23 protein-coding genes are annotated in these 25,528 nt (G+C 64.6%); 17 read left to right on the top strand and 6 right to left on the bottom strand.

What is annotated here, in order from left to right; genetic code table 11:
* Positions 1-13: 13 nt before the first annotated feature.
* Entirely contained in the window at positions 14-2,896 is a 2,883-nt protein-coding gene (locus tag ASD55_RS10040) for a winged helix-turn-helix domain-containing protein (RefSeq protein ID WP_082542738.1), read from the bottom strand.
* A gap of 555 nt (positions 2,897-3,451) precedes the next feature.
* On the opposite strand from ASD55_RS10040, the gene ASD55_RS10035 reads away from it, so the two are divergent.
* Positions 3,452-4,276: an alpha/beta hydrolase gene (locus ASD55_RS10035; protein ID WP_056765815.1), complete on the top strand. Its 825-nt coding sequence runs from the start codon at positions 3,452-3,454 to the stop codon at positions 4,274-4,276.
* Positions 4,277-4,484: 208 nt separating this feature from the next.
* Here the strand turns inward: ASD55_RS10035 and ASD55_RS10030 are convergent, their stop codons facing one another.
* The gene (locus ASD55_RS10030; protein WP_162248785.1) at positions 4,485-5,708 is read right to left on the bottom strand and encodes a PAS domain-containing sensor histidine kinase; all 1,224 of its coding nucleotides are present in this window, start codon (positions 5,706-5,708) and stop codon (positions 4,485-4,487) included.
* Between the two features lie 371 nt (positions 5,709-6,079).
* Between ASD55_RS10030 and ASD55_RS10025 the strand changes: the two genes are divergently transcribed.
* The 11 genes from ASD55_RS10025 to ASD55_RS09975 all read left to right on the top strand — a co-directional run bounded on the left by ASD55_RS10025 (position 6,080) and on the right by ASD55_RS09975 (position 17,904).
* Positions 6,080-6,850 carry an SDR family oxidoreductase gene (locus ASD55_RS10025; protein WP_056765812.1) on the top strand — a complete coding sequence of 257 codons (771 nt, stop codon included), beginning with the start codon at positions 6,080-6,082 and terminating at the stop codon, positions 6,848-6,850.
* Complete coding sequence (locus ASD55_RS10020) at positions 6,847-7,464, top strand: glutathione S-transferase N-terminal domain-containing protein (protein WP_056765809.1); 618 nt, start codon at positions 6,847-6,849, stop codon at positions 7,462-7,464. The genes ASD55_RS10025 and ASD55_RS10020 overlap by 4 nt, the downstream gene beginning before the upstream one ends.
* A 549-nt stretch (positions 7,465-8,013) precedes the next feature.
* Positions 8,014-8,343, top strand: coding sequence for a hypothetical protein (locus tag ASD55_RS10015; RefSeq protein WP_056718768.1), 330 nt, complete (start codon positions 8,014-8,016; stop codon positions 8,341-8,343).
* Positions 8,344-8,393: 50 nt separating this feature from the next.
* The gene (locus ASD55_RS10010) at positions 8,394-8,666 is read left to right on the top strand and encodes an antitoxin Xre/MbcA/ParS toxin-binding domain-containing protein (RefSeq protein WP_056718767.1); all 273 of its coding nucleotides are present in this window, start codon (positions 8,394-8,396) and stop codon (positions 8,664-8,666) included.
* A gap of 299 nt (positions 8,667-8,965) precedes the next feature.
* The gene (locus tag ASD55_RS10005) at positions 8,966-10,456 is read left to right on the top strand and encodes an amidase (protein WP_056765805.1); all 1,491 of its coding nucleotides are present in this window, start codon (positions 8,966-8,968) and stop codon (positions 10,454-10,456) included.
* A gap of 58 nt (positions 10,457-10,514) precedes the next feature.
* Positions 10,515-11,813: a cytochrome bc complex cytochrome b subunit gene (locus ASD55_RS10000; RefSeq protein ID WP_056718764.1), complete on the top strand. Its 1,299-nt coding sequence runs from the start codon at positions 10,515-10,517 to the stop codon at positions 11,811-11,813.
* A gap of 94 nt (positions 11,814-11,907) precedes the next feature.
* Complete coding sequence (locus ASD55_RS09995; RefSeq protein WP_056718763.1) at positions 11,908-12,975, top strand: acyltransferase; 1,068 nt, start codon at positions 11,908-11,910, stop codon at positions 12,973-12,975.
* 29 nt (positions 12,976-13,004) lie between these two features.
* Positions 13,005-14,522: a tannase/feruloyl esterase family alpha/beta hydrolase gene (locus tag ASD55_RS09990; RefSeq protein ID WP_082542734.1), complete on the top strand. Its 1,518-nt coding sequence runs from the start codon at positions 13,005-13,007 to the stop codon at positions 14,520-14,522.
* A gap of 211 nt (positions 14,523-14,733) precedes the next feature.
* Positions 14,734-15,963, top strand: coding sequence for a hypothetical protein (locus ASD55_RS09985; protein WP_157598947.1), 1,230 nt, complete (start codon positions 14,734-14,736; stop codon positions 15,961-15,963).
* A gap of 4 nt (positions 15,964-15,967) precedes the next feature.
* Positions 15,968-16,759, top strand: coding sequence for a hypothetical protein (locus ASD55_RS09980; RefSeq protein ID WP_056765801.1), 792 nt, complete (start codon positions 15,968-15,970; stop codon positions 16,757-16,759).
* A gap of 173 nt (positions 16,760-16,932) precedes the next feature.
* A complete protein-coding gene (locus ASD55_RS09975) occupies positions 16,933-17,904 on the top strand; it encodes an MBL fold metallo-hydrolase (RefSeq protein WP_200946141.1) in 972 nt (323 codons plus the stop codon).
* Between the two features lie 162 nt (positions 17,905-18,066).
* Here the strand turns inward: ASD55_RS09975 and ASD55_RS09970 are convergent, their stop codons facing one another.
* Positions 18,067-18,558, bottom strand: coding sequence for a cupin domain-containing protein (locus tag ASD55_RS09970; protein WP_235577775.1), 492 nt, complete (start codon positions 18,556-18,558; stop codon positions 18,067-18,069).
* Entirely contained in the window at positions 18,555-19,034 is a 480-nt protein-coding gene (locus ASD55_RS09965) for a carboxymuconolactone decarboxylase family protein (RefSeq protein WP_056718759.1), read from the bottom strand. Before ASD55_RS09965 ends, ASD55_RS09970 begins: the two co-directional genes overlap by 4 nt.
* A 331-nt stretch (positions 19,035-19,365) precedes the next feature.
* On the opposite strand from ASD55_RS09965, the gene ASD55_RS09960 reads away from it, so the two are divergent.
* Both ASD55_RS09960 and ASD55_RS09955 read left to right on the top strand, forming a co-directional pair.
* Positions 19,366-20,175 carry an SDR family oxidoreductase gene (locus ASD55_RS09960; RefSeq protein ID WP_056718758.1) on the top strand — a complete coding sequence of 270 codons (810 nt, stop codon included), beginning with the start codon at positions 19,366-19,368 and terminating at the stop codon, positions 20,173-20,175.
* Between the two features lie 52 nt (positions 20,176-20,227).
* Positions 20,228-20,830 carry an Ohr family peroxiredoxin gene (locus ASD55_RS09955; RefSeq protein WP_235577774.1) on the top strand — a complete coding sequence of 201 codons (603 nt, stop codon included), beginning with the start codon at positions 20,228-20,230 and terminating at the stop codon, positions 20,828-20,830.
* A 107-nt stretch (positions 20,831-20,937) separates the two neighbouring features.
* Here ASD55_RS09955 and ASD55_RS09950 read toward each other — a convergent pair whose 3' ends face one another.
* On the bottom strand, positions 20,938-21,357 hold the full coding sequence (locus ASD55_RS09950; protein WP_056718756.1) for a hypothetical protein: 420 nt from the start codon (positions 21,355-21,357) through the stop codon (positions 20,938-20,940).
* A gap of 33 nt (positions 21,358-21,390) precedes the next feature.
* Positions 21,391-22,140, bottom strand: a complete 750-nt coding sequence (locus ASD55_RS09945; protein WP_056765796.1) for a glucose 1-dehydrogenase — start codon at positions 22,138-22,140, stop codon at positions 21,391-21,393.
* Between the two features lie 98 nt (positions 22,141-22,238).
* Here ASD55_RS09945 and ASD55_RS09940 point away from each other — a divergent pair, with 98 nt between their 5' ends.
* The 3 genes from ASD55_RS09940 to ASD55_RS09930 all read left to right on the top strand — a co-directional run bounded on the left by ASD55_RS09940 (position 22,239) and on the right by ASD55_RS09930 (position 25,507).
* Entirely contained in the window at positions 22,239-23,135 is an 897-nt protein-coding gene (locus tag ASD55_RS09940) for a LysR family transcriptional regulator (protein ID WP_056718754.1), read from the top strand.
* 254 nt (positions 23,136-23,389) lie between these two features.
* Positions 23,390-24,037 (top strand): hypothetical protein, encoded by a 648-nt coding sequence (locus ASD55_RS09935; RefSeq protein WP_056765794.1) that lies wholly within the window; start codon positions 23,390-23,392, stop codon positions 24,035-24,037.
* A gap of 60 nt (positions 24,038-24,097) precedes the next feature.
* The gene (locus ASD55_RS09930; RefSeq protein WP_056765793.1) at positions 24,098-25,507 is read left to right on the top strand and encodes a trehalose-6-phosphate synthase; all 1,410 of its coding nucleotides are present in this window, start codon (positions 24,098-24,100) and stop codon (positions 25,505-25,507) included.
* The last annotated feature ends 21 nt before the right edge of the window (positions 25,508-25,528 follow it).

Below are 25,528 nucleotides of genomic sequence, written 5' to 3'. Positions count from 1 at the left end.
TAAAACCTTGTTATCAGCGTCCGCCACGCGGCGGCAGGCCGCGGGCTATCTTCCCGTGCAGCTCGTGAACCTGCACGATTCCCGTGGGGTTGCCGTCAGCGCCGATGCTTCGGGAGGTTTCATCGAGCAGTTGCAATGCCTGCTGCGACATCCCACCGCCAGCCCACAGTCTGGCCAGACTGGTGGCAGCTCGCAGCTCCCAGCCCCGGGCACCCTGCCCCCGCGAGGTTTCCAGCGCGCGCAGGTAGAAACCTTCGGCCTCGCTGATCTTTTCCTGCCGTTCGCTGCGCAAACCCATGCCGCGCCAGATCTCCGCCGCGCACCAGAGGCCTTCGCCGCGCTCAAGTCGCCCGACCATGTCATCATCAATCCAGTCGGGGCAGAAGGTGGCGAGCATTTCCTTGCTGGGCGCGTCATAGGTCGCGAGTCGCTCAGACACCTGGCGAATTTGCATGTCGGGATTGCCGGATACGGCCAACTGCAAGCCCTGCAGATAGGACTCGGCGTACCGCAGCCACCTCACCAGCCCCTTGCGGCGAGCCACGTCGATCATCGTGTGGATCCACTTGCTGGCAAGCTCGTATTCGCCCGACCACAAGGCCACGGGACAAGCCCCATAGAGCGCGGCACACAGCGACGCAGCGTGACCCGCCGACTCCGCCCGATCGACGACATCGCGGGCCGTCTCCAATGCCTTTGCCGTTTCTCCCCTGATCCACAACGTTCGGGTCAGCACGGCCTTCGCCGCAACGGTCGGATCCACGCCGACCATGTTCGCGCGTGAGCGTCCTGCCTCCGCACTCATCTGCAGCGATGCTTCGCAATGCCGTATCGAAACGTCGAGCATGCCGCTGAAATGGTTCGCCATCCCGCTCACCCGATGGGCAAGATTGAGCGATGCCGGGTCGGACCAGGCTTCCGCCACTGCAAGCAGCTTGCGGGAATCCCGCAACGCGGACGAATACTCGCCACTGAACATGTCGTGGGTACAGCGTCCCCAACGCGCTTGCAGTTCCAGCACGCGCACGCCGGCGGTCAGCGCCCCGGTGAGCGCCCGATCGCACATCGCATCCAGATCGCCCCCCGGCTCGTTCGTGTGCAGCATCGCGATCACCAGTTCGGTCGCCAGCCAGGCGGCCATCTCCGTATCCGGCTCGGGTTGTCGGTCGATCAGCTGGAGCGCCGCCGCGATCCGGTCGCGGAATTCGGCGACCTGGGAAACGTGAAACCACAAGGCCGCCGAAGCCATCACCAGCATCGTGGCGGTCCGCCCATCTGCCGGTTCCGTCAGGCAGACCTCAAGCGCGACACGCACGTCGTCCAAGTAATGGGCATAGCGCTCACTCCAGTCCTGCTCGCTCAGGTCCGGAAGTTCGGTGGTTGCGGTATTCATCAGATCCAGCATGACTTTCGCGTGCCGCTGCAACAATGCGGGGCGCTCGTCGCTCTGCGCAAGCAGCGCGCCGGCGTAGCTTCTGGTCGTATCCAGCAGGCGGTAAGGCGAGCTGGCATTGCTGTTGTCGAAGAACACCAGTGACTTGTTCGCCAGCGAAATCAATGCATCGAACGCGACCTCCTGGCCCATGTCTCCGGCGATGACACCAAGTGCCGGCTGCAGGCCGAAGCGCCCCCTGAAAACCGACAGGCGGCGGAATACCTTCAACTCGTCATCGCTCAACAGGGCAATGCTCCAGTCGAGCGCGGCCGAAAGCGACTGATGCCGCGTGGCGGCCGCCCGGTTGTCGATGGAAAGCAGCCGCATGTGGTCCTCGAGCCGCAGCGCGAGATCACCGACCGACTGGACGCCCATGCGCGCGGCCACCAGCTCGATGGCCAGCGGCACACCTTCCAGCTGTCGCGAAATCTGGGCCAGCAGAGGACCGTCCGAATCCATGAATGCGCCGGCGCCCGCGGCCTGGGAGAGCTCGACCAACAGCTCCACCGAAGGCCACTGCATGGCCTGCGCCAACAGGAAATGGTCGGACTCGGGAACGCCCAGCGGAGGCAGACGATAGACATACTCGCCAGACAGTCGAAGCGTCTCCCGACTGGTGGCAAGAATGCGCAAACCGGGCAAGGCCGACAGCAGGCGGGTAATCGGCAATGCCAGGGAATCCACCACCTGTTCGCAGTTGTCGATCAGCACCAGCACGTTGCGCCCCGTCAGGCTCTGTGTGATGGCCAGTACCGGGTCAGGCAAGTCGGCAGCGCCACCCAGAGCCCGAGCCATCGCTCCAAGTACGTGCTCCGGCGAGATCAGCGGCGCAAGGTCGACGAAGGCGATTTCCGTGGCACACGATTGCTGACGACGCTCCGCCACGCGTATTGCGGCGCTGGTCTTGCCGATACCTCCCGCGCCGACGAGGGTCACCAGCCGATGGGTGTCCAGTGCCTGGAGCACCCGGGCCACGTCGTTCTCGCGACCGATGAGTCCGTTCATCCGCAGCGGCAACTTGGTCAACACGGTCGGCGGTCGTGCCGTGACCGCGGACGAGGTGTCGATCAGCTCGCGCAGGACGCGGCCATTGAACCGGTACCCGCGCAGCGGGATGTTGGATATCCACTCCTTGCATTCGTCGCTTTCGCCTGGTTCTCCCAGTGCCTTGCGAAGTTGCGACATGTGGACGCGCACGCTGGCTTCGTCGACCACGACCGTATCCCAGACGGCAGAAAGGAGCTCGTCCTTGCTGACCACTTCACCAGCGCGCTTGAGCAGATGGACCAGCAGGTCGAACGAACGCGACCCCAGCTTGATCGCCTGCCCGAATGATTCGAGATGGCGTCGTTCCTCCCATACCAGGAAGGAACCGAAACCCCAGCGCACCTCGGTCCACGCCGGTGGCGCCCCGGGTGCGGGCGACGACGAGCCGGAATGCTTGCTGTAGGGCTTCTTCATCGTGGGACAATCTTCGGCTCGCCTGGTGCCATTCCGTGATGACCACATGCCACGGATCGGCTTGCGCCCAAGGATGGGGGCCGCGACGCAGCGTATCAATCAGCATACTTGACGCACCCCTGCGCGGCGCATTCCCCCTTGGTCGACGTGACGACGCGCGCCAACGCTTCGGGTACGCGAGCCCCCCCGCCGGGGATTGGTGTGTGCTCGACAACACGGTGGGCACCCGTGTGTCTCTACAGTCGCCGGGCCGGCAAGCCTAGGCTGGACGCGTGTCTGGTCGCACGTGTCGATGTTCGATGTTCGATGCGACCGGGCCAAGGCACCTCCCGCAACCGCGTCGTCACGGCGCCAGGAGAGGGTGGATTCCTTTCGACTCCATCAAAAGCGAGCAACCCGATGCATCACCCAGACGACATGACTCCTGCCGATCCCCGCCGTCGACAGCTGATGGCTGCCGGCCTGATTGCCGCCGCAGCGACCTCCCTGCCCGCGATCCTGCCGGCCACCCAGGCCGCGGCAGGTCACACTCCAACCCGACAGAGAAGCCAGAACATGAACTCGATCATCACGAAAGACGGCACCGAAATCTTCTACAAGGACTGGGGCTCGGGCCAGCCCATTGTGTTTCATCACGGATGGCCCTTGTCCAGCGACGACTGGGACACGCAGATGCTGTTCTTCCTCCACAACGGCTATCGCGTCGTGGCGCATGACCGCCGCGGTCATGGCCGATCGTCGCAGGGCGCCACCGGCCACGACATGGATCACTACGCGGCCGACGCAGCCGCGGTGGCTGACCACCTCGACCTGCGCGATGCGGTCCATATCGGTCATTCCACCGGTGGCGGCGAAGCTGCACGCTATGTTGCCCGCCACGGCGCTGGCCGCGTGGCCAAACTGGTGCTGATGAACGCCGTGCCGCCTCTGATGCTGAAGACGACGAACAACCCTGGCGGTCTGCCGCGAAAGGCTTTTGACGACCTGCGCGACGCACTGGCCAGCAATCGCTCGCAGTTCTATCGCGACCTGGCCTCGGGCCCGTTCTACGGCTTCAACCGTCCGGGCGCCAAGACGATCCAGGGCTGCGTCGACAACTGGTGGCGCCAGGGCATGATGGGTGGTGCCACGGCACATTACGACGGCATCAAGGCCTTTTCCGAAACCGACTTCACCGATGACCTCAAGGCGATCGACGTGCCCACCCTGGTGATGCACGGTGACGACGACCAGGTGGTTCCGGTCGCTGACTCCGCACCGCTCTCGGCCAAGCTGCTCAGGCACGCCACGCTGAAGATCTATCCGGGCTATCCGCATGGCATGTTTGCCGTTCATCCCGACGTGATCAATCGCGACCTGCTGGCCTTCATCCGCAGCTGAGTCACGCATACGCCGACCTCCAGCTGGCGGGATCGCCAGGACTGAAGGTCGGCCCTCGTCCGAAATGCCCGTCGGGCAGCAAGCGTCTGCCGCGCCGCGATCCGGCGCGGCCGGCGCCTGCGCATGTCATCAGTCCATGCGAGTCACGACTTTCGCGCCGTTACGGGCGCGAGCGGCGGACGACGCGACGACGAAACGACCCGGGCACTCACGGCGCAGACGCGCACAGGGGCAATGGCGCGGTCGTGGTATCGGTCTGGACCGGCAACGACCGGGGCGCGGAACTCAATAGCGGCAGCCAGATCGTGAAGTCCGCACCACGCCCCGCCCCTTTAGAGCGCGCCTCCACCCTGCCGCCATGGGCCTCCGCCAGTTCCTGCACCAGCGCCAGACCGATGCCCATGCCGGGATCGTTGAACGTATCCACGCGTCGCTCCTGGCCATACATCCGGAAGATGTCCGTCAGGAATTCCGGAGAGATGCCGCAACCGTCATCGGCGACCGATACCCTGGCAAAGCCGTCGACACTGGTGACACACACTCCGATGCGCCCACCGGTGCCAGTGAATTTCACCGCGTTGCTCAGCAGGTTCGACAGCATCTGTTCCAGTCGCACCGGATCGGCCAGGCACCAGCGCTCAATCGACGCATCGACCTCCATGTGGATCTTCCGATCCGGCGCCGCGATGGCTACATCAGCGGTAATCGCCCGGACGACCTCGTCAAGGTCCACCATCGCAAGCTCCAGTCCCAGCTTGCCCGTGCGCATCCGCGAGAGATCGAGCAGATCCCCGATGATCCGCGCCTGTCGGCGGATCGAATCGCGCATCGCCTGGGCCACCCTTTGCGCACCCTGGACATCCATTCGCGCCGTTCTCTCCAGCAGTCGATCGAGGTTCAACAGAAGCGCCGTGAGTGGCTGCTTCAATTCGTGCGACATCACCGCGAGGCAGCGATCCCGTGCCGCGTTCGCCGCCAGCGCGTCGTCCAGCTGCACCTGCTGCTCGCGCAAACGTTGTTCGAGTGCCGGACGCTGCTCGTGCTTCGGGTTCGCGTCACGCACCAGCCAGGCCAGCGCACCATCATCGCCCAGCGGCATGCGCCTGCTTCGACAACGTATCGACCGGCCGCTCTTGTGCTGATAACGGCGCTCGGTCTCAATCGGCCCGGCCTGATCCATTGCGCAACAGCCGGCGGCGATGCAGACCGGCTCACCTGCCGGCGGCTCGATGTCGGCGATCGTCCGGCCGATCATTTCCGACGGGTGGTAGCCCAGCAGGTGCTGGGCGCCGGGATTCCACACGATGATGCTGCCGTTCCGGTCCGCAATGATGATCGCCAGATCTTCGATCGCGGCGGCGACCCCGGCCACCGCGGCCAGCCGATCGCGCGACGCCCTGCGCATCCCGCGTGAAAAGGTCGGTGCTTTCATGAGTGATGCCCTTGAAGGAGCGCCCGCTTGTTCGCGTTGAAGATCCACACGGCGTGAATCCGGGGCGGCGGCATGCATGGTAGGAACGCCGGCACCGCCCAGGTAGCCGGCCAGGGCAGACCACCATGTTTTACGGCGGGCAACAATGCGGTTGCGGCGTCGGCGATCAGGCCTGCGTCCGCCAATGCGATACGCCTCACGCCGGTGCGGTCCGGCACTCGCGTTGGTGCGCCAGAAACAACATCGTGAGGCCAGCGACGGACCTACCCGCGAAACCATGCGAAACCTAGGATTGGGATCTGCCGCGCGATATCGCCGGCGCCATCGACCGGAAACGTTCGCTGTGCAGCTCAACCAAGCAGAGGTCAACCATGAAAATTCTTGTTATCGGCGGTACCGGACTCATCGGCAGCAAGACTGTCGCCCACCTGCGCGAACACGGCCACGAGGTCAACGCCGCCTCCCCCGCCACCGGTGTCAACACGATCACCGGCGAAGGGCTGGACGCCGCAATGGCGGGCACGGACGTCGTCATCGACGTGGCCAATTCGCCTTCGTTCGAGGATCAGGCCGTACTGGATTTTTTTGAAACCTCCGGCCGCAACCTGTTCTCGGCCGAACACAAGGCTGGCGTGAAGCACCACGTCGCCCTGTCGGTGGTCGGCACCGACCGGCTCGCCGCCAGCGGCTATTTTCGGGGCAAGATCGCGCAGGAAAAGCTCATCCGCGAGTCCGGCGTGCCCTATACCATCATCCACTCCACCCAGTTCTTCGAGTTCCTCAACGGCATCGTCAAGGCCAGCGCGATTGGCGAGTCTATCCATCTGTCGACAGCCTCGATCCAGCCCATCTCCTCCGACGACGTGGCCAAGGCCGTGGCCAAGCTCTCTGTCTCCGCACCGGTCAACGGCACCGTCGAAATTGCCGGCCCCGAAACGTTCCCTCTCTCCGGCCTGGTGCAGCAGTTCCTGAAGGTCATCGGTGATCCGCGCGATGTCGTGGCGGATGAACACACTCCTTATTTCGGCGCCGAGCTGCAACAGGACACCTTGCTTCCCGGTCCCGGCGCCCATCTCGGCACGCTGAACTTCCAGGCGTGGCTGGAACGGACGGGACTGGTCGGAGCGGAAGCGAGACCATGAAGCTCTATTACATGCCCGGCGCCTGCTCGCTAGCCGACCATATCGTGCTTGAGTGGGTCGGCGCCTCCTACGAGGCGAAGCGGATGGATTACGTCGACACCAAGTCAGCCGATTACCTCGCCATCAATCCGGGTGGCATGGTCCCGCTGCTGGAGCACGGCGATCTAAGGCTCACCGAGAACGCGGCGATCCTTGGCTATCTCGCGGACCTGCATCCCCAGGCGGGTCTGTTCGGCGACGGCAGCCCCCGTTCCCGCGCCGAGGTCTCGCGCTGGCTGGCCTTTCTGAACTCCGATGTGCATGGCGCGTTCAAGCCCATCTTCAGTCCGTGCCGCTTCATCGACGACCGCTCGCTCGTGGACGTGCTCGGCGATACCGCGCGTGTCCACCTGCGATCGCTGTTCCAGCGGCTGGACGATCAGCTCGAAGGACGCGACTGGCTGACCGGCACAAGATCAGTCGCCGATCCCTACCTGTTCGTGGTCCTGCGCTGGGCCGCTGCCAAGGGTGTGGACATGGAAGGATTGCACAGCCTCGCCCGCTTCAAGGCCCACATGGATGCCGATAAAGGGACGCAGGCGGCGCTGCTCGCCGAGGAAGGCCTCCAAGGCTGAGGCACACGCCAATCCAGCAGCGAAGGGCGTGCATTGCACGCCCTTCTTTTTCGCCGCATGACCGCGGTGGGGCGACGCGTGGCCGGGATCCCTTGCGCCCTTGCGACGATCAGGCGCCGCGGCCCGCGAAGCCGACTCGAAAGCTCGAATGAAGACTGCGTGCCGGCATGGAAGCCGCGGCTTCCTGTTGCCGCCATGGCAACACCGCGCGTCCCCTGGCAGCTCTACCGCCACTGCCGATCGCGGTCGAGAATGGCGTGGCTTCTTCTTCATGGCAACGAAGATGACGGGTGTCAGCTCGTCGAGGCGGCTGTAATGGGTCGTGCACTTTCCACCCGTTCGTGCACGGGACGAACCCACGTTGGCGCGGTGTCCCCGCGGAGTACCAATCAGCCACACGACGACGCCATGAACGAGAAGCTCACTTGGGCTAGCAACGCTGGCACGGGTACTCCGACAAGCTGTCCGCCGCGGCCATGCCGCCTCGATCGCCCATCCGGAAAATTTCGAAGACAGGATTCCCCCGGCTCTCTGCAGGAGTTCGTAACCATGACTCAAGTCACTTCGATGCGTCGCCAAGCTGTCCCTTCGTTAAGCTCCCTGATCGATGCGGCCTACCTCGCCGATCCGGCGGACCAGCTGATAGCGCCGGTAGGCGATTGCAGCTACAGCACCCTGTTCCACCTGATACCGGCGGCACTGGCCGTGCTGCGGATAGCCGCCGGGATCGAACCGGACCCGCCCACCATGATGGCCTGGTATCGGCAGACGCCGATCGCGGAACTGGGACACCTCACCGCAGAACAGCTGGTGGCGCTGGGCCGCACCGACGCACTCATCGCGTTTCTGCAATCGATTCGCGAAGGTAGCCGCGACTGATTGCGCGCAAGTGGCCACCCACCATCCCGCCCACCTCATGGAACAGTACGATGCGTTCATCCGTCATGAAATTCGACAACGTCGCCAGCGAACTCGCCCGGCTGGCGGCGCAACGCGAGGCCCTGGTGTCCAGCGCGTTCGAGGCACTTGAGGCGCGTCACCCGGTGCTCGCGGGCGAAGTCCGGGAATACATCGGAAGCAGACAGCGCGCAGCCCACTGGATGTGCGCGCCCCAGCGCCTCACCGGCGGAAAGATTCCGTACGACCTGCTGGCCGAGGGTGACGAAGACGGCTTGTGGGATTTGCTGGAAGGCGTGACCTGAACTCACGGCGCGGCTGCATCGGGGCGATTGTTGTCCGCTCGGCAACACGGCGGACACCCGGACGAGGCTAGCGGCATTCGCCCATCGCATCCAGGATTTGCGCTACACCGCATCGATCTACCGACTCCTGCCCATGACCGCGACCACCCTCCATGCCGTCAGCCCGGATCCGATTGAGATCCGATCCGGGGACTACGTTCCGGACCCTTCGCACTCGCACGTTCTGCTCGAGGTCTCGCACTTCGGGATATCGACTTATAGCGGCCAGGTCGTGCCACGTCTGGCGAGAGGGTAGCGAGATGGATCAGCACGACCTGGGAGAGCTGTCCGCTTCCGAAACAGCGCGACAGGTAAGAAGCGGCGAGTTGCGCCCGATCGAAGTGATTGATGCGGCCATCGCGCGCATCGAGGCGCGCAATCCTTCGCTGAACGCGCTGGTCTACACCAATTTCGAGCACGCGCGGCAGGTCGCACTGGACCTCGAACGGCGCATGGCATCCGGCGAGGACATCGGCACGCTTGCCGGCGTGCCGACGGCCATGAAGGATCTGTTTGGCGAATACCCTCGCTGGCCCGCCACGCTCGGCGGCATACCGATGCTCCGGGATCGTCTTGCAGAAGCGACCAGCCTCTACCCGGCGCGGATGGAGCATGCCGGTGCGATCATGATCGGCACCACCAACAGTCCGACGCTTGGCTTTCGCGGCACCTGCGACAACGAGTTGTTCGGCCCGACACGAAACCCGTTCGACACGGACTTCAACAGCGGCGGTTCGTCCGGCGGTAGCGCGGCGGCGGTTGCCGATGGCCTGCTGCCCGTTGCCGGCGCGAACGATGGTGGCGGTTCGGCCGGCATCGAAGCCGCCTGGTGCGGCGTCTATGGCTTTCAGCCGTCGCGCGGCCTGATCGTTGGCGTCGCCGGTGCAGAAGGCTCCGGGCAGCTGGCGCCCTACACCCATGAGAGCCTGGTTGCCCGCACCGTCGAGGATGCCGCCCTGGTACTTGGCGCACTCACGCGCGCAGGTCAGGCCAGCGTACCGGAAAGCGGCGCGTCGACAGATTGGCTCATGCAGACGAGGCGTCCCGTCACGGGCATGAGGATTGGCCTGTCGATGGATCTGGGCATCTTTCCGGTCGACTCGAGAATCGCCGAGCTGGTCAAGCAGGCAGCGATCGTCTTCGAAACCCTTGGCGCCCGCGTAAAAGTGATCGACTTTGCCCTGCCCCATTCCCAGCAGGAGATCTCATCCATGTGGTGCCAGCTGATGGGCGCACGCATGCTCGCAACGGCCGAAGGTCTCGCGCAAACAGGCATCGATCTGCTCGGCGATGACAACCCGCTGCCGGCTCCCGTGCGCAGCTGGATCGAACGCGCCCGTGGCATGTCGCTTGCCGAAATGCATGCCGCGTCGGCCATGCGGACGTCCATCCGGCAAACATTCGAAGCGACGTTTCGGGACGTCGACCTGGTCCTGGCGCCCACCGTCGGCAGCTTTCCGGTACGCAACGCGGTACGCGGCCTGACCCTGGGACCCGACGACGTCGAGGCGGAAGCGGTCGATCCCCTGATCGGCTGGGCATTGAGCTATCTCACCAACTTCACCGGCCACCCGGTGGCCTTCGTGCCCGCCGGGAACTGGGATGACGTTCCGATCGGCATGCAGCTCATCGGCGGCCGTGGCGGTGACGGTGACGTGCTGGCGGCGAGCGCCGCCTTCGAGCTGGCCCGGCCGTGGATATCCCGCTACCACATTCCCCGCAGGCGGCCACTGGACCGGATGCCTGCCTGATCGCTGCCGCGCGCATCCGATCCGGCAACCCGCCCATATCCACAGAGGCATCACCACCATGAACCTCATTACCCGTGCTACCGACTGGATCGACGAGCGGGCGCCAGGCCTGCAGTCCCTGTACCGCAAGCACATGAGCGAGTACTACGTGCCGAGGAACCTGAATCTCTGGTACTACTTCGGCGTGTTGAACATCGTGCTGCTGGCCAACCAGATCGTGACCGGCATCTTCCTGGCCATGAACTACAACCCCAGCGTGGCGCATGCGTTCGACTCGGTCGAATACATCATGCGCGACGTGGAATGGGGCTGGCTGATCCGCTACATGCATTCCACCGGAGCATCGCTGTTCTTCATCACCGTGTACCTGCACATGTTCCGCGGCATCATGTACGGCTCGTACAAGAAGCCGCGCGAGCTGGTCTGGCTGCTGGGCTCGATCATCTTCCTGGCGTTGATGGCCGAGGCCTTCATGGGTTACGTGCTGCCGTGGGGCAACATGTCGTTCTGGGGCGCCAAGGTGATCATCTCGCTGTTCGGCACGGTTCCCTACATCGGCGACTCGCTGGTGCAGTGGATCATGGGCGATTTCCTGCCAGGCGATGCCACGCTCAACCGCTTCTTCGCCCTGCATGTCATCGCGGTGCCGATCGTTTTGCTGCTGCTGGTGGTGCTGCACATCGCCGCGCTGCATGAGGTGGGTTCGAGCAACCCGGAAGGCGTCGACGTCAAGCACGGACCGAAGGGCAACCGCTGGGGCGCGAAGGTGCCGGTCGATACCATCCCCTTCCACCCCTACGACACGGTGGAGGACATCCTCAGCGTGTCTTTCTTCCTGATTGTCGCGGCCTTCATCGTGTTCTTCGCGCCGACCATGGGCGGATGGTTTCTCGAACACGACAACTTCGTTCCGGCCAACAATCTGGCCACGCCGGCGCACATCAAGCCCAGCTGGTACTTCACGCCCTTCTACGCGATCCTGCGCATGATTCCCTCGTTCCTCGGCACGGCGTTCTGGGGCGTGCTTGGCATGTTCGGCGCCATCATCCTGCTGCCGTTGCTGCCTTGGATCGACCGTGGCAAGGTTCACTCCGTGCGCTACCGCGGCCGCGGTTTCCGGGTGGCCCTGGCTGTGCTCGTCTGTTCGTTCCTCGGCCTGGGGTTGAGCGGCGCGGGCGTGACTGCCGAACTCATCCAGGCGTGGTTCCCGCACGCGGATGTCACCGCCTGGGACAACGCCTTCGGACGCATGATGGTGCTGGGCTACTTCGGCTTCTTCGCATTCCTGTGGTTCTACACGCGTTTCGGCCACGAGAAGACCCGGCCGGTGCCGGATCGGCTCCCACCCGGGCATTGAGAAGGCCGGCCAAGGCATTCGCGACCGCCTTGGCGCAAAGCAAGCACCTACCGTATTTGCCGCTCAGACGCCTGCTTCCTGCCGGGATCCATCCATGCGATACAGCCCCGCGCTCGACGGTGTTCGAGCCCTTTCGATCCTTGCCGTCGTTTCCTTCCATTGCGGAGCGCCGTGGGGCCGCGGCGGATACCTCGGCGTGGACGTGTTCTTTGTCCTGTCCGGCTATCTCATCACCTCGCTGCTCATGGCGGAGCACCGCAACGGCGGCATCCGGACCGGCGCGTTCTACGCCAGGCGCGCGCTCAGGTTGTACCCGACCTTGCTGCTGATGGTGGCTGCCTATGTGGTCGTGGCCCCCGTGCTGTGGCCGAACGAACACCGCTGGCTGCTCGCCGCGTTTGCCAGCTTCTACGTCATGGACTATGCGCTGGTCCTGGGGCAGGCGACAAAGACGATCGGGCACACCTGGTCGCTGGGCGTCGAGGAGAAGTTCTATCTGCTATGGCCGCTGCTGCTGCCACTCCTGCTGCGAACCCGACGACCGCTCGCCTGGCTGCTGGCGGCATTCGCCTGCATCACCGCCTGGCGATACGCCGCGGCCTTGTCATGGGGCTGGCTCCAGGCTTATTTCTCCTTCGATACACGCATGAGCGGCATCGTGCTCGGTGCGATGGCCGCCCTGGCCGGCTTGCACGTGTCGAGGCCGGTAGCCCTGATCGCCTGTGCCGTGCTCGCCTTCTGCGTCGCCTGCCCGATCATGCCGTCGCTGCCTCATTACCTTCCGATCGAGGCAGTAACGCTGGAGCTTACCCTGGCTGAGCTTTCGGCCTTCCTGCTGATCTGCCACCTGGCGGAGCATGACAACAGCGGATTCCTGGCCTCCAGGCCCATGGTCTACGTCGGAAAGCTGTCCTATGGCATCTACCTCTGGCACTTCCCGGTGGCCGTCTTGCTCAACGACGCCTACCGGCAACCCTGGTGGATCACCCTCACGGCGACGACGTTATTTTCATTCGCCATGGCGGCGTTGTGCCTGCAGCTGGTGGACATGCCAATCAAGCGATGGCGCGGCAGGCGCAGCCACGAGTCCAGCCGGCTGCCTTCCCGTGACCGGGAGCCGCTGCCGGAAGGTTTCCAGCCCCTCGAAGGAGATCGAACGTGAACCGTCGCCGATTTGCATGCGGATTCGTCATGGCTGCTGCATTAGCCCTGCTGCACGTGCCGAAGGCCAGCGCCGCCGAGTGCGCCAGCCTCAAGGACATCGGGATTCCCCACACCAGGATCACCTTCGCCGGCGTAGTCGCGTCCGGCGCGTTCGCACCGCCGGCCTACGCCCCGGGGATCACCGCGTCACAGCCTGTCGATTACTCGCACCTGCCCTCGTTCTGCCGCGTGGCCGGTAGCAGCCATCCCACTGCCGACTCCGACATCCGCTTCGAAGTCTGGATGCCGACCTCCGGCTGGAGCGGCAAGTTCGTCGGGGTCGGCAATGGTGCATGGGCGGGTTCGATCACCTACGCCTCGATGATCGAGCCGCTGCTGAAAGGCTACGCCACCGCGGCCACCGACAGCGGACACCAGGGCAGCTCCCTCGATGCCGGCTTCGCGGCCGGCCATCCGGAAAAGCTCATCGATTTCGGTTACCGCGGGCCCCATGAAATGACCGTTGCCGCCAAGTCGATCATCCAGGCGTTCTACGGAAGACCGGTCGACCGGTCGCTGTTCGCCAGCTGTTCCACCGGCGGCCGCCAGGCGTTGATGGAAGCCTCGCGCTATCCGGACGACTACGACGGGATCTCGGCGATGGCGCCGGCAAATCCGACCGTCGGGCTCATGGTGGGTTCGCTGTGGACCAGTTCGGCTACGTCGAAGGATGCCGCGAGCCGGATATCTCCCGCGACGTTTGCTTTCGTGCACCAGGCCGTGCTGGCGGACTGCGATGCCGACGACGGCGTAAGCGACGGCATCATTGCCGCGCCTGACCATTGCCGCTTCGACCTGGCGTCGCTGCGATGCGGACGCACGGGCAACGGCACCGATCGCTGCCTGACGAAGCCGCAGGTCGCCGCCCTGCGCGCGATCTATCAGGGTCCGCGCAATCCGCGCACGGGCGCGTCGATCTTTCCGGGCTTCGAGCCCGGCAGCGAAGGCCTGCTTTCGATCCAGGCCTCGGGCACCGGCCCGATCGCGCCGGTGCTCAGCTATTTCCGGGACCTCGTTTTCCACGACCCGCAGTGGGACTTTCGTTCCTTCGACTATGACCGGGACGTCACCCGCGCGCTTGCCGCGCACGGTCGCGTCGTCGACGTTTCGCCAACCGGCCTCGACGAGTATTTCGCGGCCGGACGCAAGCTGCTGATGTCGCACGGCTGGTCGGACCCGCTGGTACCGCCGATGACGAGCGTCCATTTTTACACGGCAGTGAACGCACGCCTGGAAGCGAAGCAGGCAGCGAACGTCCGCCTTTTCATGATCCCCGGCATGGGTCATTGCGGGGGTGGCGACGGCCCTTACGTGTTCGATGCCATCGCCACCATCGACCAGTGGGTGGCGACGGGCAACGCGCCCCGGCGCATCGTCGTCAGCAACCCGCCGAACGCGAGCGACCGCACCCGCCCGGTCTGCCCTTATCCGCAGGAAGCCGCCCATGTTGGCAGCGGCAGCACGGACGAGGCGAAAAACTTCCGCTGCGAGGCGCCGAGGCACTAGTTGCGCATTCATTCCATGCATTGCGGCGACGTGCCAGCATCGCGCCGCATTGGTGCACCGTCATCATCACGATGATTCGCCTCACGTGGCTACCGCCGCGGCGCGGTGTCGCCGACCCTACCTTACGGGAGAGCCGATCCCGGCTCGCGTCCGGATGTGAATCCCGGTCGCGCTTTCCGAGCCCGCGTCACCACCGTATCGAGGAATCATCATGCGTCCCCAGCTCATTGCCATCGCCTGTCTTCTGGCCCTGCCCGCCAGCGCGTTTGCGGCCAACGTCGAATCGATCTCCCGCCTCGCCGCCGGACCCGACAACGTTCTCTTCGTCGCCGACTGGAAGGCCGCGAAGGTCCATGCGATCGAACTTCCGCCGGCACCCCGCCAACCGGCCGGCACCGCGTTCAACATCCTCGACCTCGAGACGCTGCTCTCGAGGCAGGTCGGCGGAGTCCGGGTGTCCGTCGAGGACATGGCAGTTCGACCGGGCACGGCCGAGGTCTACGTCGCCGTCAGCTACGGCGCCGAAAAGACCCCGGCGCTGTTCGTGGTGACCAGCGACGGAAAGGCTCGCCGCTTCGATCTGAAGGCCGCCCCGTCAACATCGGCGGCACTGCGCGACGCACCCACTTCCAACGCGAAATTCTGGAAGCAGACGCCTGAGCGCAGCTTCACGGTGACCGACATGAAATGGCGCAACGGCGAACTCTTCGTCGCCGGCCTCTCGAACCAGGACTTCGCCTCCACCCTGCGACGGGTGCGCTACCCGTTCGACGCGAAGCAGTCGATCACGTCCGTGGAGATCTTCCACGGCGGCCACAACCTGCTCGAGACGCGCGCGCCGATCCGCGCAATGAGCTTCGCCAAGTTGGGCGGCAAGCCCTACCTGGTAGCCGCCTATACGTGTACGCCGCTGGTGATCATTCCGCTCGACGCGTTGAGGGATGGTGCCCACGTGCGCGGCAAGACGGTCGCCGAGCTCGGCTATGGCAACACGCCGGCCGGGATGATCCCGTATTCCATCACCGTACGGGGCAAGACCGAGAACTTCCTCATGCTGGTGAACTTCAACCGCGTGTCGAACGTCATTCCGGTCGCGGAGCTGGAGGCGGCACGTGTCCGCCCGGGCATCGAGACCCAGGTGCCGTTCGGACAGATCAGCGGCGTCGACGTGATGGAAGCGCCGCTCGCCGGAGCGTTGCGCATCGACAACCTCGACGACAAGTCGTTCGCCGTGGTCCGCCGCGATCTCCAGCAGGACCTGCTGCAACTCGTTTCGATCGGCAAGGACCTCAGTTTCCGCATGTCCGACCACGTGTCCGAGTACGCGTTCCCCGACTTCAGCTTCAAGGGCAACACGTTCCAGCAACGGAACATCAAGCCGAGGCAGGACATGCTGCTGAAGGACGAGGGCCTGCCCGACCTGATCAAGGCGCCGGAGTAGAACCATGCGCCTGCTGCCAGGTGTCGCCATGTGGGCGCTCGCACTGCCGCTGGCCCATGCCGGGGTCCCGGAAGCGCGCGTCATCCAGGTGTGGCCGTCCGCAGCCGAAGTGCCTGCGAACCTGCTGCGGCTGTCGATCGAGTTCGCAGCACCGGTCGAAGGGCCGGTGCTGCCAAGGATCGGACTGGCGCATCCCGACGGAACGCTGCTGCAGCAGCCGTTCCTGCCGCAGGAACTGTGGTCCCCGGACGGCCGGATCCTGACCCTTCTGTTCCATCCGGGGCGGGTCAAGACCGGGCTGGTCGCGAGGGAAAGGCTGGGACCGATCCTGAGTACGGGAGATGATGTGCTCCTCACCCTCGATGAACATCCCGTCCGGCGGTGGCATGTCGGATCGACGGACGCAAACGGCCCGATGGTATCGGCGTGGCGACTGTCCCCGGTCCGCGTTGCGACCCGCCAGCCGCTGGTCGTCGCGCTGGATGCTCCGATCGATGGCCGCGACACGGACTACGTCACGATCGTCGCCGCCGACAATCGCATCGTGGACGGTCATGCGGCGCTGAAGGATGGCGAGACCACATGGACGTTTGTCCCGGACGCCCCATGGCAGGCCGGCACCTATCGGCTGGCCGTGCGCGGCACCCTGGAAGACCCTGCCGGAAATCGCCCGGGCAGGCATTTCGAGACAGCGATGGACTCGCCACCAAAGCCTGCGATGGATGCCGTCGTGGTCTTCCACATCGGCCCGTCCCTGTCGCCGGAAGCGGGAGCGCCGCCACAGACGGCGCGGTGAACTGCTGCCTCTCTCTGCTTCGTCGCAACAGCCGTGCGCACGCCGGTTGTCAACACATCGAAACCGCATCGCCGGAACGTCCCGAAAGACGTCCGTTGAACGTTTCGACTCACCCAATACTGCCCTTTCCCGGAGGATTCATGATGTTCCCAACCTATCGATTCGCCCGCACCATGCTGGCCAGCGCGCTGGCCCTTGGCATCGGCCCGATGCTCACCGCCGGCGCCGCATCCGCCGCACCCCTGGTGCGCGCCCAGGCACCGGGTTATTACCGCCTGATGCTGGGCGACTTCGAGGTGACTGCACTGAGTGACGGCACGATCGATTTCCCGATGGACCAGTTGTTGATCGGCGCTTCCCCCGACACGATCAGGACGCAGTACCGGAAGGCTTTTCAGAAGCTTCCGGTTGAATCATCGATGAACCAGTTCCTCATCAACACCGGCACCAGGCTGGTGCTGGTGGATGCGGGCGCCGGCAAGTTCTATGGTCCCGACCTGGGACACACCATCGCCAGTTTGCGAGCTGCGGGCTATGCGCCCGAGCAGGTCGATGAGGTCGTGATCACTCACATGCACGTCGACCACATCGGCGGCCTGCTGCAGAACGGCCAACGGGCGTTTCCAAACGCCACCCTGCACGTCGACAAGGCCGAGTACGACTATTGGATGAATCACGCGAACGAATCCGGGGCGTCGGCGGCCGTCCGGGTCAGCTTCGACGTTGCCCGCAAGACGTTCGAGCCTTATGTCGCTGCGGGCAAGCTGCAGCTGTTCGACGGCGAGACGCAGATCACCCCCGGCGTCCGCGCGATCCCCCGCCCGGGGCACACTCCTGGCCACAGTTTTTTCGCAGTGGAGAGCAAGGGCGCGAAGCTGGTCCTGTGGGGCGACGTGGTGCATTCGGCGGTGATGCAGTTCCGCGATCCGTCCGTGCGCATCGTCTGGGACAGCGACAACCGCGAGGCCGAACGCGTGCGTGAGGCGGCGTTCGCCGATGCGGCAAGACAGGGCTACCTGATCGGCGCGGCACATCTGTCATTCCCGTCATTCGGTCACGTCGCACGAGCCGAAGACGGCAGCGGCTACGTCTACGTGCCGTTGAGCTATACGCAGAACCGTCCCGGGGCGAGCGGAGGAAACTGAGTTGCCGTGCGGGACGCAGTGCTGCTGCATCCCGCGCCCGCGACGCGGCCACGCCGGGAGACTGTCAGGAGTCTCCCGGCGTGGCCGTGTACGCAGGCCCAGCAGCACGCCAAACCTGCCCTCGCCAGGCTCCGGGCAGGTCATGAACACTGGGCGACCTGCTCAATCGACCGGCAGCACCACGTCCTCGTCCTGGTTTTTCAGCAGCACCACCAGGAACTTCGCCGGCTTGGTGAGGCTGGCGTTGCGGCCAATGGTGTGGATGTCGTTCGGTCCTTCATAGAACGTCTGGCCGGGCGTCAGGGTGACTTCCTTGCCGCCCTTCAGACCCATCACGATCGAGCCTTCAAGAACATAGAGAAAGGCATGAGCATCGTGACGATGCACCGGGTCGACCGCGCCCGGCGGATAGGTGACGCTGATCATCAGCGCCTCCTTGCCCGGATAGTCGGAGAGCGCCTTGGTCATCAATGCCGCGACTTCGGCGGCTGGTGGTTGCGCCGGCCCGTGCGCCGGTGCCGGCGAATGCGCGAGAGCCGCGCCAGCTACGAAGAGGCTCAACAGCCCCAGAATCCTGAATGCTCGCATGGTTGTCTCCTTGCAGTGGATGGCCGCGGCGACGGACGAATCATCGCCGCGTTGTGAGTCGGTCAAGCCAGGCCGGCCTTGTCCAGGCCGAATGCCTTGTCGAGCGAGCCGGGAACGCTCCTGAAAGCCACGTTGATGCGGTTCCAGGCATTGATGGCCATCACCGCGTAACTGAGATCGGTGATCTCCTTTTCCGACAGCTGGGTGCGCACGCGTTCGTAGACCTCGTCGGAAACGCCCTGCGGCGACAACTGGGTGAGCGCCTCGGTCCAGGCCAGCGCAGCGCGCTCGCGCGGCGAGAACAGCGTGGATTCGCGCCAGATCGCCAGATGATGCAGGCGCAGCGGCCGCTCGCCGTGCATCACGGCCTGCTTGATGTGCATGTCCAGGCAGAAGCCGCAGCCGTTGATCTGCGATGCGCGGATATCGACCAGGTCGCAGATGGATTCCTCGATGCTGGATTTGTTCACCAGCATGTTCAGGGCGACCAGCCCATGGAAAAGCTCGGGCGCCTGTTTTTGATAATCGACACGTTGGGTCATGGTTGCGTTCCTCGTTGAGTGATGCTGTCCCCAGATCGGCTGAGGGCCCGCTCGCGCTCAATGGCGTGACGGCTTTCAGCCTAGGCGCCTACCAACCCCGTCGGTAGCCACGGAAACCGACGCTCCGTGTTGATTGCGGCGCACCAATAAACCGACAAATCCGTTGTTGACACGAATGCGGAATCGACGCTCGGCAAGGTGTCGTGATCCGGTGGATTGTTGCGCTCGGGGCAACATGCTGCTGCCAGCGCGTGACCTATCGACCGCCGGCACCGGCACCTAGGATGGCGTCAAGGCGCCCGATGGCGCCGTCACCAGCAAGAGGTGGATCATGAAAATCGTCGTCATCGGCGGCACCGGCCTGATCGGAAGCAAGGTGGTGGACCGGCTGCGCCAACTCGGCCATGAAGTGTTCGCCGCCTCGCCGTCGTCCGGCGTCAACGCGGTGACCGGCGAAGGCCTCGACGCAGCCATGTCTGGCGTGCACACGGTGATCGATCTCGCCAACTCACCATCGTTCGAGGATCGGGCCGTGCTCGACTTCTTCGAAAAATCGGGACGCAACCTGTTCGCCGCGGAACGGACAACCGGCGTGCAACACCACGTGGCCTTGTCGGTAGTGGGCACCGACCGGCCGGCGTTCTCGGCCAGCGGCTACATCCGCGCCAAGATGGCCCAGGAGGCGCTGGTGCGTGCGGGCGGCGTGCCGTACACCATCGTCCGCTCCACCCAGTTCTTCGAGTTCCTCAACGGCATCGCCGATGAAGGCGCCGGCGATCGGGAGGTTCACCTTTCGACCGGACTGATGCAGCCGATCGCCTCCGACGACGTGGCCGATGCGGTGAGTGACTATGCACGCGGCACACCACGCAACGACGTGGTGGAGATCGCCGGGCCGGACAAGGCGCCGCTGGCTGAATGGGTCCGCCGCTTCCTGGCGATCATCGGCGATCCGCGACATGTGATTGCCGATCCCGCCGCCCTGTATTTCGGCGCCAGGCTGGAACCGGACACCCTGCTGCCCACCGATCCAGCGCGCATCGGCGTGCTGGACTTCCACGATTGGCTCAGCCGCTCGCCATTCGCCGACCGCCTGGCAACTGCCGAGGGCCCGGCGACCGCTCGCGCAGTTTCCCGCTGAGCATCCGTCGATGAGGATTTCGGCGGCAACGCGGTGCGAACTGCCCGGAACCATGTACGCGGTAACGCCGGCTCCCCGTGACGAACCATTCGGCGCAGCGTGTCATCCATGCACGACACATCACCCGCAGCACATCTCCAACGCACGACGAACCTTATCCATGACCAAGCCGCAACCGCCTCCCGTTTCCCTGCTCGACAAGCACTTCGGGACGGAATTCCTGCCGCTCTATATCGGTACCGTTTTCGTCAACGGCGGCGAGGCGAGGCACGCGCGCGCGTCGGGCGTGGCGCGTTCCGACGACGGCATGCTCGACGTGCAGTTGCGCATGCCTGAAGAACTGGGTGGCTCAGGCGGCGGCACCAATCCGGAACAGCTGTTCGCAGCGGCCTTCGCCGGTTGCTTCCATGGCGCGTTGAGCCTGCTTGCAGCACGGGCCAAGGTAGCCATTCCCGATGCCGAAGTCGTGGCCAGGGTTGCCTTCGGCAGGGACCCGGTCGACGGCATGTTCATGCTGTCGGCGGACATCCGCATTCGCCTTCCCGGTGTCGATCGGACCGTGGCCGGCGAACTGGTGCGCCATACCGAACGCCTTTGTCCGTACGCCAAGATGGCGCGCGCGGGTATCGATTGCGTGGTTTCGCTCGATCCCTGAGCCGGCTGAAGATGGCACCTCGCCAAGCCTTGCAGGATCACGCCGGATGGCAACCGGGAAAATGCGGAATCCGCAGGTACGGATCCCCCACTCGCCAGCCTGCCGACCTATTTCGTGCGCGGCGGCAGGAAGCCCCGGGCCGTGGCCAGGTCCGGCCATGGCATGACCGTCTCCCCGGCGACCAGCCACGTGCCATCAACCTTGCGCAGGCGCAGCTCGTACAGGGCCGGGTCGGCCTGATCGCTCATCCGCCGATACAGCACGGCGGTCGCGTCGTCGCCCTGCTCCTCAACGTGCAGAACGCGCTTCTCGGTCGACAACGGCGGTTCGCCGGCGTCACGACGGCTCCTGAACTCGCCAAGCATTTCCGCCTTCGAGAAACGCGCGATGCTTCCTTGGGGAGTGAGCACGAGGAAACCGAGATCGTCCAGGTAGAGGCGCTCCATTTCCTCCATGCGGTAATGGCTTCCGGTGTCGGCCAGTCGTTCGATGAAATCGAGAATTTCCGGATTGTGCGTGGTTGTCATGTTCTTCCTGCCTTGTGTTCGGGATGGGTGGGATCAGTTCAGCGACATGCCGCCGTCGACCAGCAGTTCGATGCCGTTGACGAAGCGGCTTTCGTCCGAAGCCAGGTAAAGGGCGGCCAGTGCCAACTCGTCCGCTTCGCCAAAGCGGCCGGCCGGAATCATCCCGGCCATCGCCTTGACGAAGCCGGGCCGATCGGCTTCGGGGATGCCCATCTTCTCCAGGATCGATGTATCGACCGGCCCCGGGCTGAGCACGTTGACGCGTATCCTCCTGGCCTTGAACTCGAGCGCCCAATGGCGCGCAAACGCCCGGATGGCGGCCTTCGAGCCGGCGTAGACGGCATGACCATCGAGCGCCCTGGTGGCGGCAAGCGAGCTGATCAACACCATGCTGCCGCCATCGCGGATGATCGGCGCGACGTGCTGGACACCGAAGAACACGCCGCGCGCATTGACGTTGAACTGGGCGTCGAACTCCTCCGGCGTCACCTGCGCACTGGGCGTGATCGTGTTGACGCCCGCGTTCGCCACGTAGATGTCGAGTGCGCCGAAACGCTCGCGGAGTTCATCGGCCAAGGCGGCATGGTGTTCGATGTCCGCGACGTCGCCGCGGATGCCGATCGCACCGTGCCCGATGCGCCGGACTGCTGCGTCGAGGACACTTTGCCGCCGTGCGGTCACGATCACCCGTGCGCCTTCGGCGGCGAACCGTTCCGCCGTCGCCAAGCCGATCCCGCTGTTGCCACCCGTGATCAGGGCGGTCTTGCCTTGCAGACGATTCATCTCGTGTCCCGTGTAGTTGATGGTGGGCAAGATACGCGGCGGTCCTCGCCACCAACCAGTCCCGCATCCGGCACATCAGCTGTGCCACGGAGGCCATAGTGTCCAGCCTGCTCAATCAGTCGGCCGGCCTCGTCGCGTTCGTGCGGGCGGTGGAAGCCGGCTCCTTCAGTGCGGCGGCGCGCAACACGGGCACCACGCCGTCGGCGATCTCGAAGGCGATCCGGCGGCTGGAAGCCGAACTCGGCGCGCAGCTGTTCCGTCGATCGACGCGCACACTTGGCCTCACTCCGGATGGGCAGGCGTTCTTTGATCGCGTCGCGTCACCGGTACGCGACATCGAGGAATCGGCCGATGCGATCCGTTCCGGGGGTGGCGTCCATGGTCGCCTGCGCGTAAGCATGCCCAGCGAGCTCGGGCGTCTGCTGATGGAGCCGATCACCACGAAGTTCATGGCGCTGCATCCGCAGCTGGAACTGGACCTGGCGCTGTCGGATCGCCACGTCGACGTGATCGGCGAGGGGTACGACGTGGTGTTCCGCGTGGGCACCACCGTGGAGAGCGAGCTGAAGATGCGGACGCTCGCCCGGCTGGAGATGTCGCTGGTGGCAGCTCCGGCATTGCTGCGGAAGACAGGCATGCCACGCTCCATCCGGGAACTGCGCGAACTGCCATTTGTCCGCTACCTGCTTGCCGGCAGGACACTGCCGCTCACGTTCGCGGACGGCAGCACGATCACGCCGCGGGGCCGCATCGGCCTGGACACGGGTTTCGGATTGCGCGCAGCCGCGCTCAGCGGCATGGGCGTCGCCCATTTGATGACGTGCACAGTGCAGGCGGATCTCGATCGCGGCGACCTGATCCAGCTCATGCGCAATCAGCGCCTGACCTCGCTGCCGCTGCTGTCACTGCACGCCTTCGGCAAGCTCACGCCTTCCAGGGTCAGGCTACTCACGGACTTTGTCGCGCAGGAGATCGGGCAACTCATCGCGACATGAAGGGCGCATCGAAGAGGATCGCCCGGATTGTTCCGCACCCTGTCGCGGTCCGTCAATCGGCCCTGCGCCATCTTCCCGCAGTCATGACGAAGCTTCGCCACGATGCACGTCTTGGGTATTGGTTCCGCGCATGGAACACGGCGAACACACGTCCATGGCTTCCGACGCCGCGGCCGCAATCCTAAAGTGATCTCAACAGGGCTGCACCCGGTCCGTCGAATGGCCCTGTTACGGAATCGAAAAAGGAGCCAAACATGTTCGCCCTGCTCAACAGTTTGAAAGCGATGACGCTGAGGCCGACATTCGCAGCTTTCGACGTTCGTGATCCCGACGATGTGACCGATGCGATCAACCAGCCCAACATCGATATCGATGAGAACGGCTCCCCGGTCACTTTGCCGGCAGCCGAATGGCTGATCTGCTTTGTCCCGGGCCTGTATCCGCAGTGGTGGCACCGTTTCGCCCACAAGAAGCACAAGCACGTGTTCGCCATCCGCAAACTCGACGACAACAGCTGGTTGCTGGTTGAGCCATGGTGGACCCGCCTGATGGTCAACGTCCTCACGTTCGAGGAAGCGGGCAGGTTCCTGCGCTGGGGCGCAACCGGTCATGTCCTCAAGGTACGGGAGGCAATTCCGGGCCGGGGCACGCAGCTGCGCGGATGGTCGAACTGCGCGGTGCTGATGGCCTTTCTGCTCGGCAGGTCGTACTGGGCCTGGACGCCGCAAGGCCTTTATCGGCGGCTCCTGAAGGACACCAGCGTGGAGACGGTGGATCCTGGCCAGCTTCTGAGCGAACCGTTCCGTGCCATCGGCAACAGGACCGACTTCGCACTGAAGTTGTCGATCGCCAGTCAACAAGCATCGCCGGAACAGGCCTTGTCGCTTAGGGAATCGGCCTGACCCGCGCTCGCGGCGGGCTGCCATGTACCCACCACCTCTCTGCACGCGAGCGAGAACCTCATGAGCCGTCTGGTCGTGGTTTCCAATCGGGTGGCCCTTCCCGGCGAGAATCGCGCCGGCGGAATGGCCATCTGTCTGCTCGCTGCGCTGCATGCACGAGGTGGCGTGTGGTTCGGCTGGAGCGGAAAGATCACGTCGGAGCCAAACGGTGAACTCCATCATCAGCGCACCGGGAACATCCGCTTCGTGACCACGAACCTTTCCCAGTGCGATCATGACGATTATTACAACGGCTTTTCCAATCGCACGCTGTGGCCGTTGCTGCACTCACGTGTCGACCTGGTCGATTGCGATCGGAAAAGCCGCGACGGCTATTTGCGCGTGAACCGGATGTTCGCCGGGAAGCTGGCACCGTTGCTGCGCGACAACGACACGTTGTGGATCCACGACTACCACCTGATTCCGCTGGCATCGATGCTCCGCGAGTTGGGCATCGGCTGCAGGATCGGCTTCTTTTTGCACGTACCGATGCCGTCGGCTGACCTGGTCCAGGCCTTGCCGGATCACCGCCGGCTGATCTGCCTTCTCCACGCGTGCGATCTGGTGGGCTTCCAGACCCAGGGTGATGTCGAGCGCTTCCGGACCTATGCACTACTGTTTGGCGGGTGCGCAGAAGCTGGCCCCACCGAATTGCGGGCCGCCGATGGCCACGGCTTTCGCATTGGTGCCTTTCCAATCGGCATCGATACCGAGCTGATCGCCCATCAAGCCGCCGAGGCCACCCGCAAACCCGTCGTACGCGCCCTCGGCAAGAGCGTGATGCCGCGGCAACTGGCCATCGGCGTTGACCGCCTGGACTACTCCAAGGGATTGCCTGAGCGCTTCCAGAGCTTCCAGCGCTACCTGGAACGCCACCCCACGCGGAAGGGCAAGCTGACCTTTCTACAGATTGCTCCCCTCTCGCGTTGCGAAGTGACCGAATACCAGACACTGCGCAGCCAGCTGGAACAGATTGCGGGCCACCTCAACGGCAGCCATGCGGAACCCGACTGGACGCCTTTGCGTTACGTCAATCGCAACTTCACCCACGACACCTTGGCCGGCTTCTACCGCATGGCACGCGTTGCCCTGGTGACGCCACTGCGTGATGGCATGAACCTGGTGGCGAAGGAATTTGTCGCCGCTCAGGACGGGAAGAATCCCGGGGTACTTGTGCTATCGGCCTTTGCAGGAGCCGCCTGCGAAATGAAGGAGTCACTGATCGTCAACCCGCTGGACCTGGACGACGTCGCCGATGCCATCGCCACTGCATCGGACATGCCGCTCGGTGAACGCGTGGAACGCTGGCATGTGTTGATCAATCGATTGCGGGAGAACGACACGGGCAAATGGCAGAGAGGTTTCCTGCACGCGCTGGAAGCAGCCGGATCACCCATCCCTGCGCCGACATCCCCTCGCGTCGTACGGTGATGCGCGCGGTCGCAGACTGAC

The organism is Rhodanobacter sp. Root561 (assembly GCF_001427365.1).
Classification (GTDB): domain Bacteria; phylum Pseudomonadota; class Gammaproteobacteria; order Xanthomonadales; family Rhodanobacteraceae; genus Rhodanobacter.
Note: the sequence above shows the minus strand (reverse complement) of the source record. Positions and strands in the feature narration are given on the sequence as shown.

Bases quoted from the DNA above. Each gene is read 5' to 3' on its own strand.
- ASD55_RS10015 (WP_056718768.1), top strand. From the start codon at position 8,014: ATGACTCAAGTCACTTCGATGCGTCGCCAAGCTGTCCCTTCGTTAAGC.
- ASD55_RS09950 (WP_056718756.1), bottom strand. From the start codon at position 21,357: ATGACAACCACGCACAATCCGGAAATTCTCGATTTCATCGAACGACTG.
- ASD55_RS09945 (WP_056765796.1), bottom strand. From the start codon at position 22,140: ATGAATCGTCTGCAAGGCAAGACCGCCCTGATCACGGGTGGCAACAGC.
- ASD55_RS09955 (WP_235577774.1), top strand. From the start codon at position 20,228: ATGTACGCGGTAACGCCGGCTCCCCGTGACGAACCATTCGGCGCAGCG.
- ASD55_RS10020 (WP_056765809.1), top strand. From the start codon at position 6,847: ATGAAGCTCTATTACATGCCCGGCGCCTGCTCGCTAGCCGACCATATC.
- ASD55_RS09980 (WP_056765801.1), top strand. From the start codon at position 15,968: ATGCGCCTGCTGCCAGGTGTCGCCATGTGGGCGCTCGCACTGCCGCTG.
- ASD55_RS09960 (WP_056718758.1), top strand. From the start codon at position 19,366: ATGAAAATCGTCGTCATCGGCGGCACCGGCCTGATCGGAAGCAAGGTG.
- ASD55_RS10035 (WP_056765815.1), top strand. From the start codon at position 3,452: ATGAACTCGATCATCACGAAAGACGGCACCGAAATCTTCTACAAGGAC.
- ASD55_RS10040 (WP_082542738.1), bottom strand. From the start codon at position 2,896: ATGAAGAAGCCCTACAGCAAGCATTCCGGCTCGTCGTCGCCCGCACCC.
- ASD55_RS09935 (WP_056765794.1), top strand. From the start codon at position 23,390: ATGTTCGCCCTGCTCAACAGTTTGAAAGCGATGACGCTGAGGCCGACA.
- ASD55_RS09995 (WP_056718763.1), top strand. From the start codon at position 11,908: ATGCGATACAGCCCCGCGCTCGACGGTGTTCGAGCCCTTTCGATCCTT.
- ASD55_RS09930 (WP_056765793.1), top strand. From the start codon at position 24,098: ATGAGCCGTCTGGTCGTGGTTTCCAATCGGGTGGCCCTTCCCGGCGAG.
- ASD55_RS10010 (WP_056718767.1), top strand. From the start codon at position 8,394: ATGCGTTCATCCGTCATGAAATTCGACAACGTCGCCAGCGAACTCGCC.
- ASD55_RS10030 (WP_162248785.1), bottom strand. From the start codon at position 5,708: ATGAAAGCACCGACCTTTTCACGCGGGATGCGCAGGGCGTCGCGCGAT.
- ASD55_RS10005 (WP_056765805.1), top strand. From the start codon at position 8,966: ATGGATCAGCACGACCTGGGAGAGCTGTCCGCTTCCGAAACAGCGCGA.
- ASD55_RS10000 (WP_056718764.1), top strand. From the start codon at position 10,515: ATGAACCTCATTACCCGTGCTACCGACTGGATCGACGAGCGGGCGCCA.
- ASD55_RS10025 (WP_056765812.1), top strand. From the start codon at position 6,080: ATGAAAATTCTTGTTATCGGCGGTACCGGACTCATCGGCAGCAAGACT.
- ASD55_RS09990 (WP_082542734.1), top strand. From the start codon at position 13,005: ATGGCTGCTGCATTAGCCCTGCTGCACGTGCCGAAGGCCAGCGCCGCC.
- ASD55_RS09975 (WP_200946141.1), top strand. From the start codon at position 16,933: ATGCTGGCCAGCGCGCTGGCCCTTGGCATCGGCCCGATGCTCACCGCC.
- ASD55_RS09985 (WP_157598947.1), top strand. From the start codon at position 14,734: ATGCGTCCCCAGCTCATTGCCATCGCCTGTCTTCTGGCCCTGCCCGCC.
- ASD55_RS09965 (WP_056718759.1), bottom strand. From the start codon at position 19,034: ATGACCCAACGTGTCGATTATCAAAAACAGGCGCCCGAGCTTTTCCAT.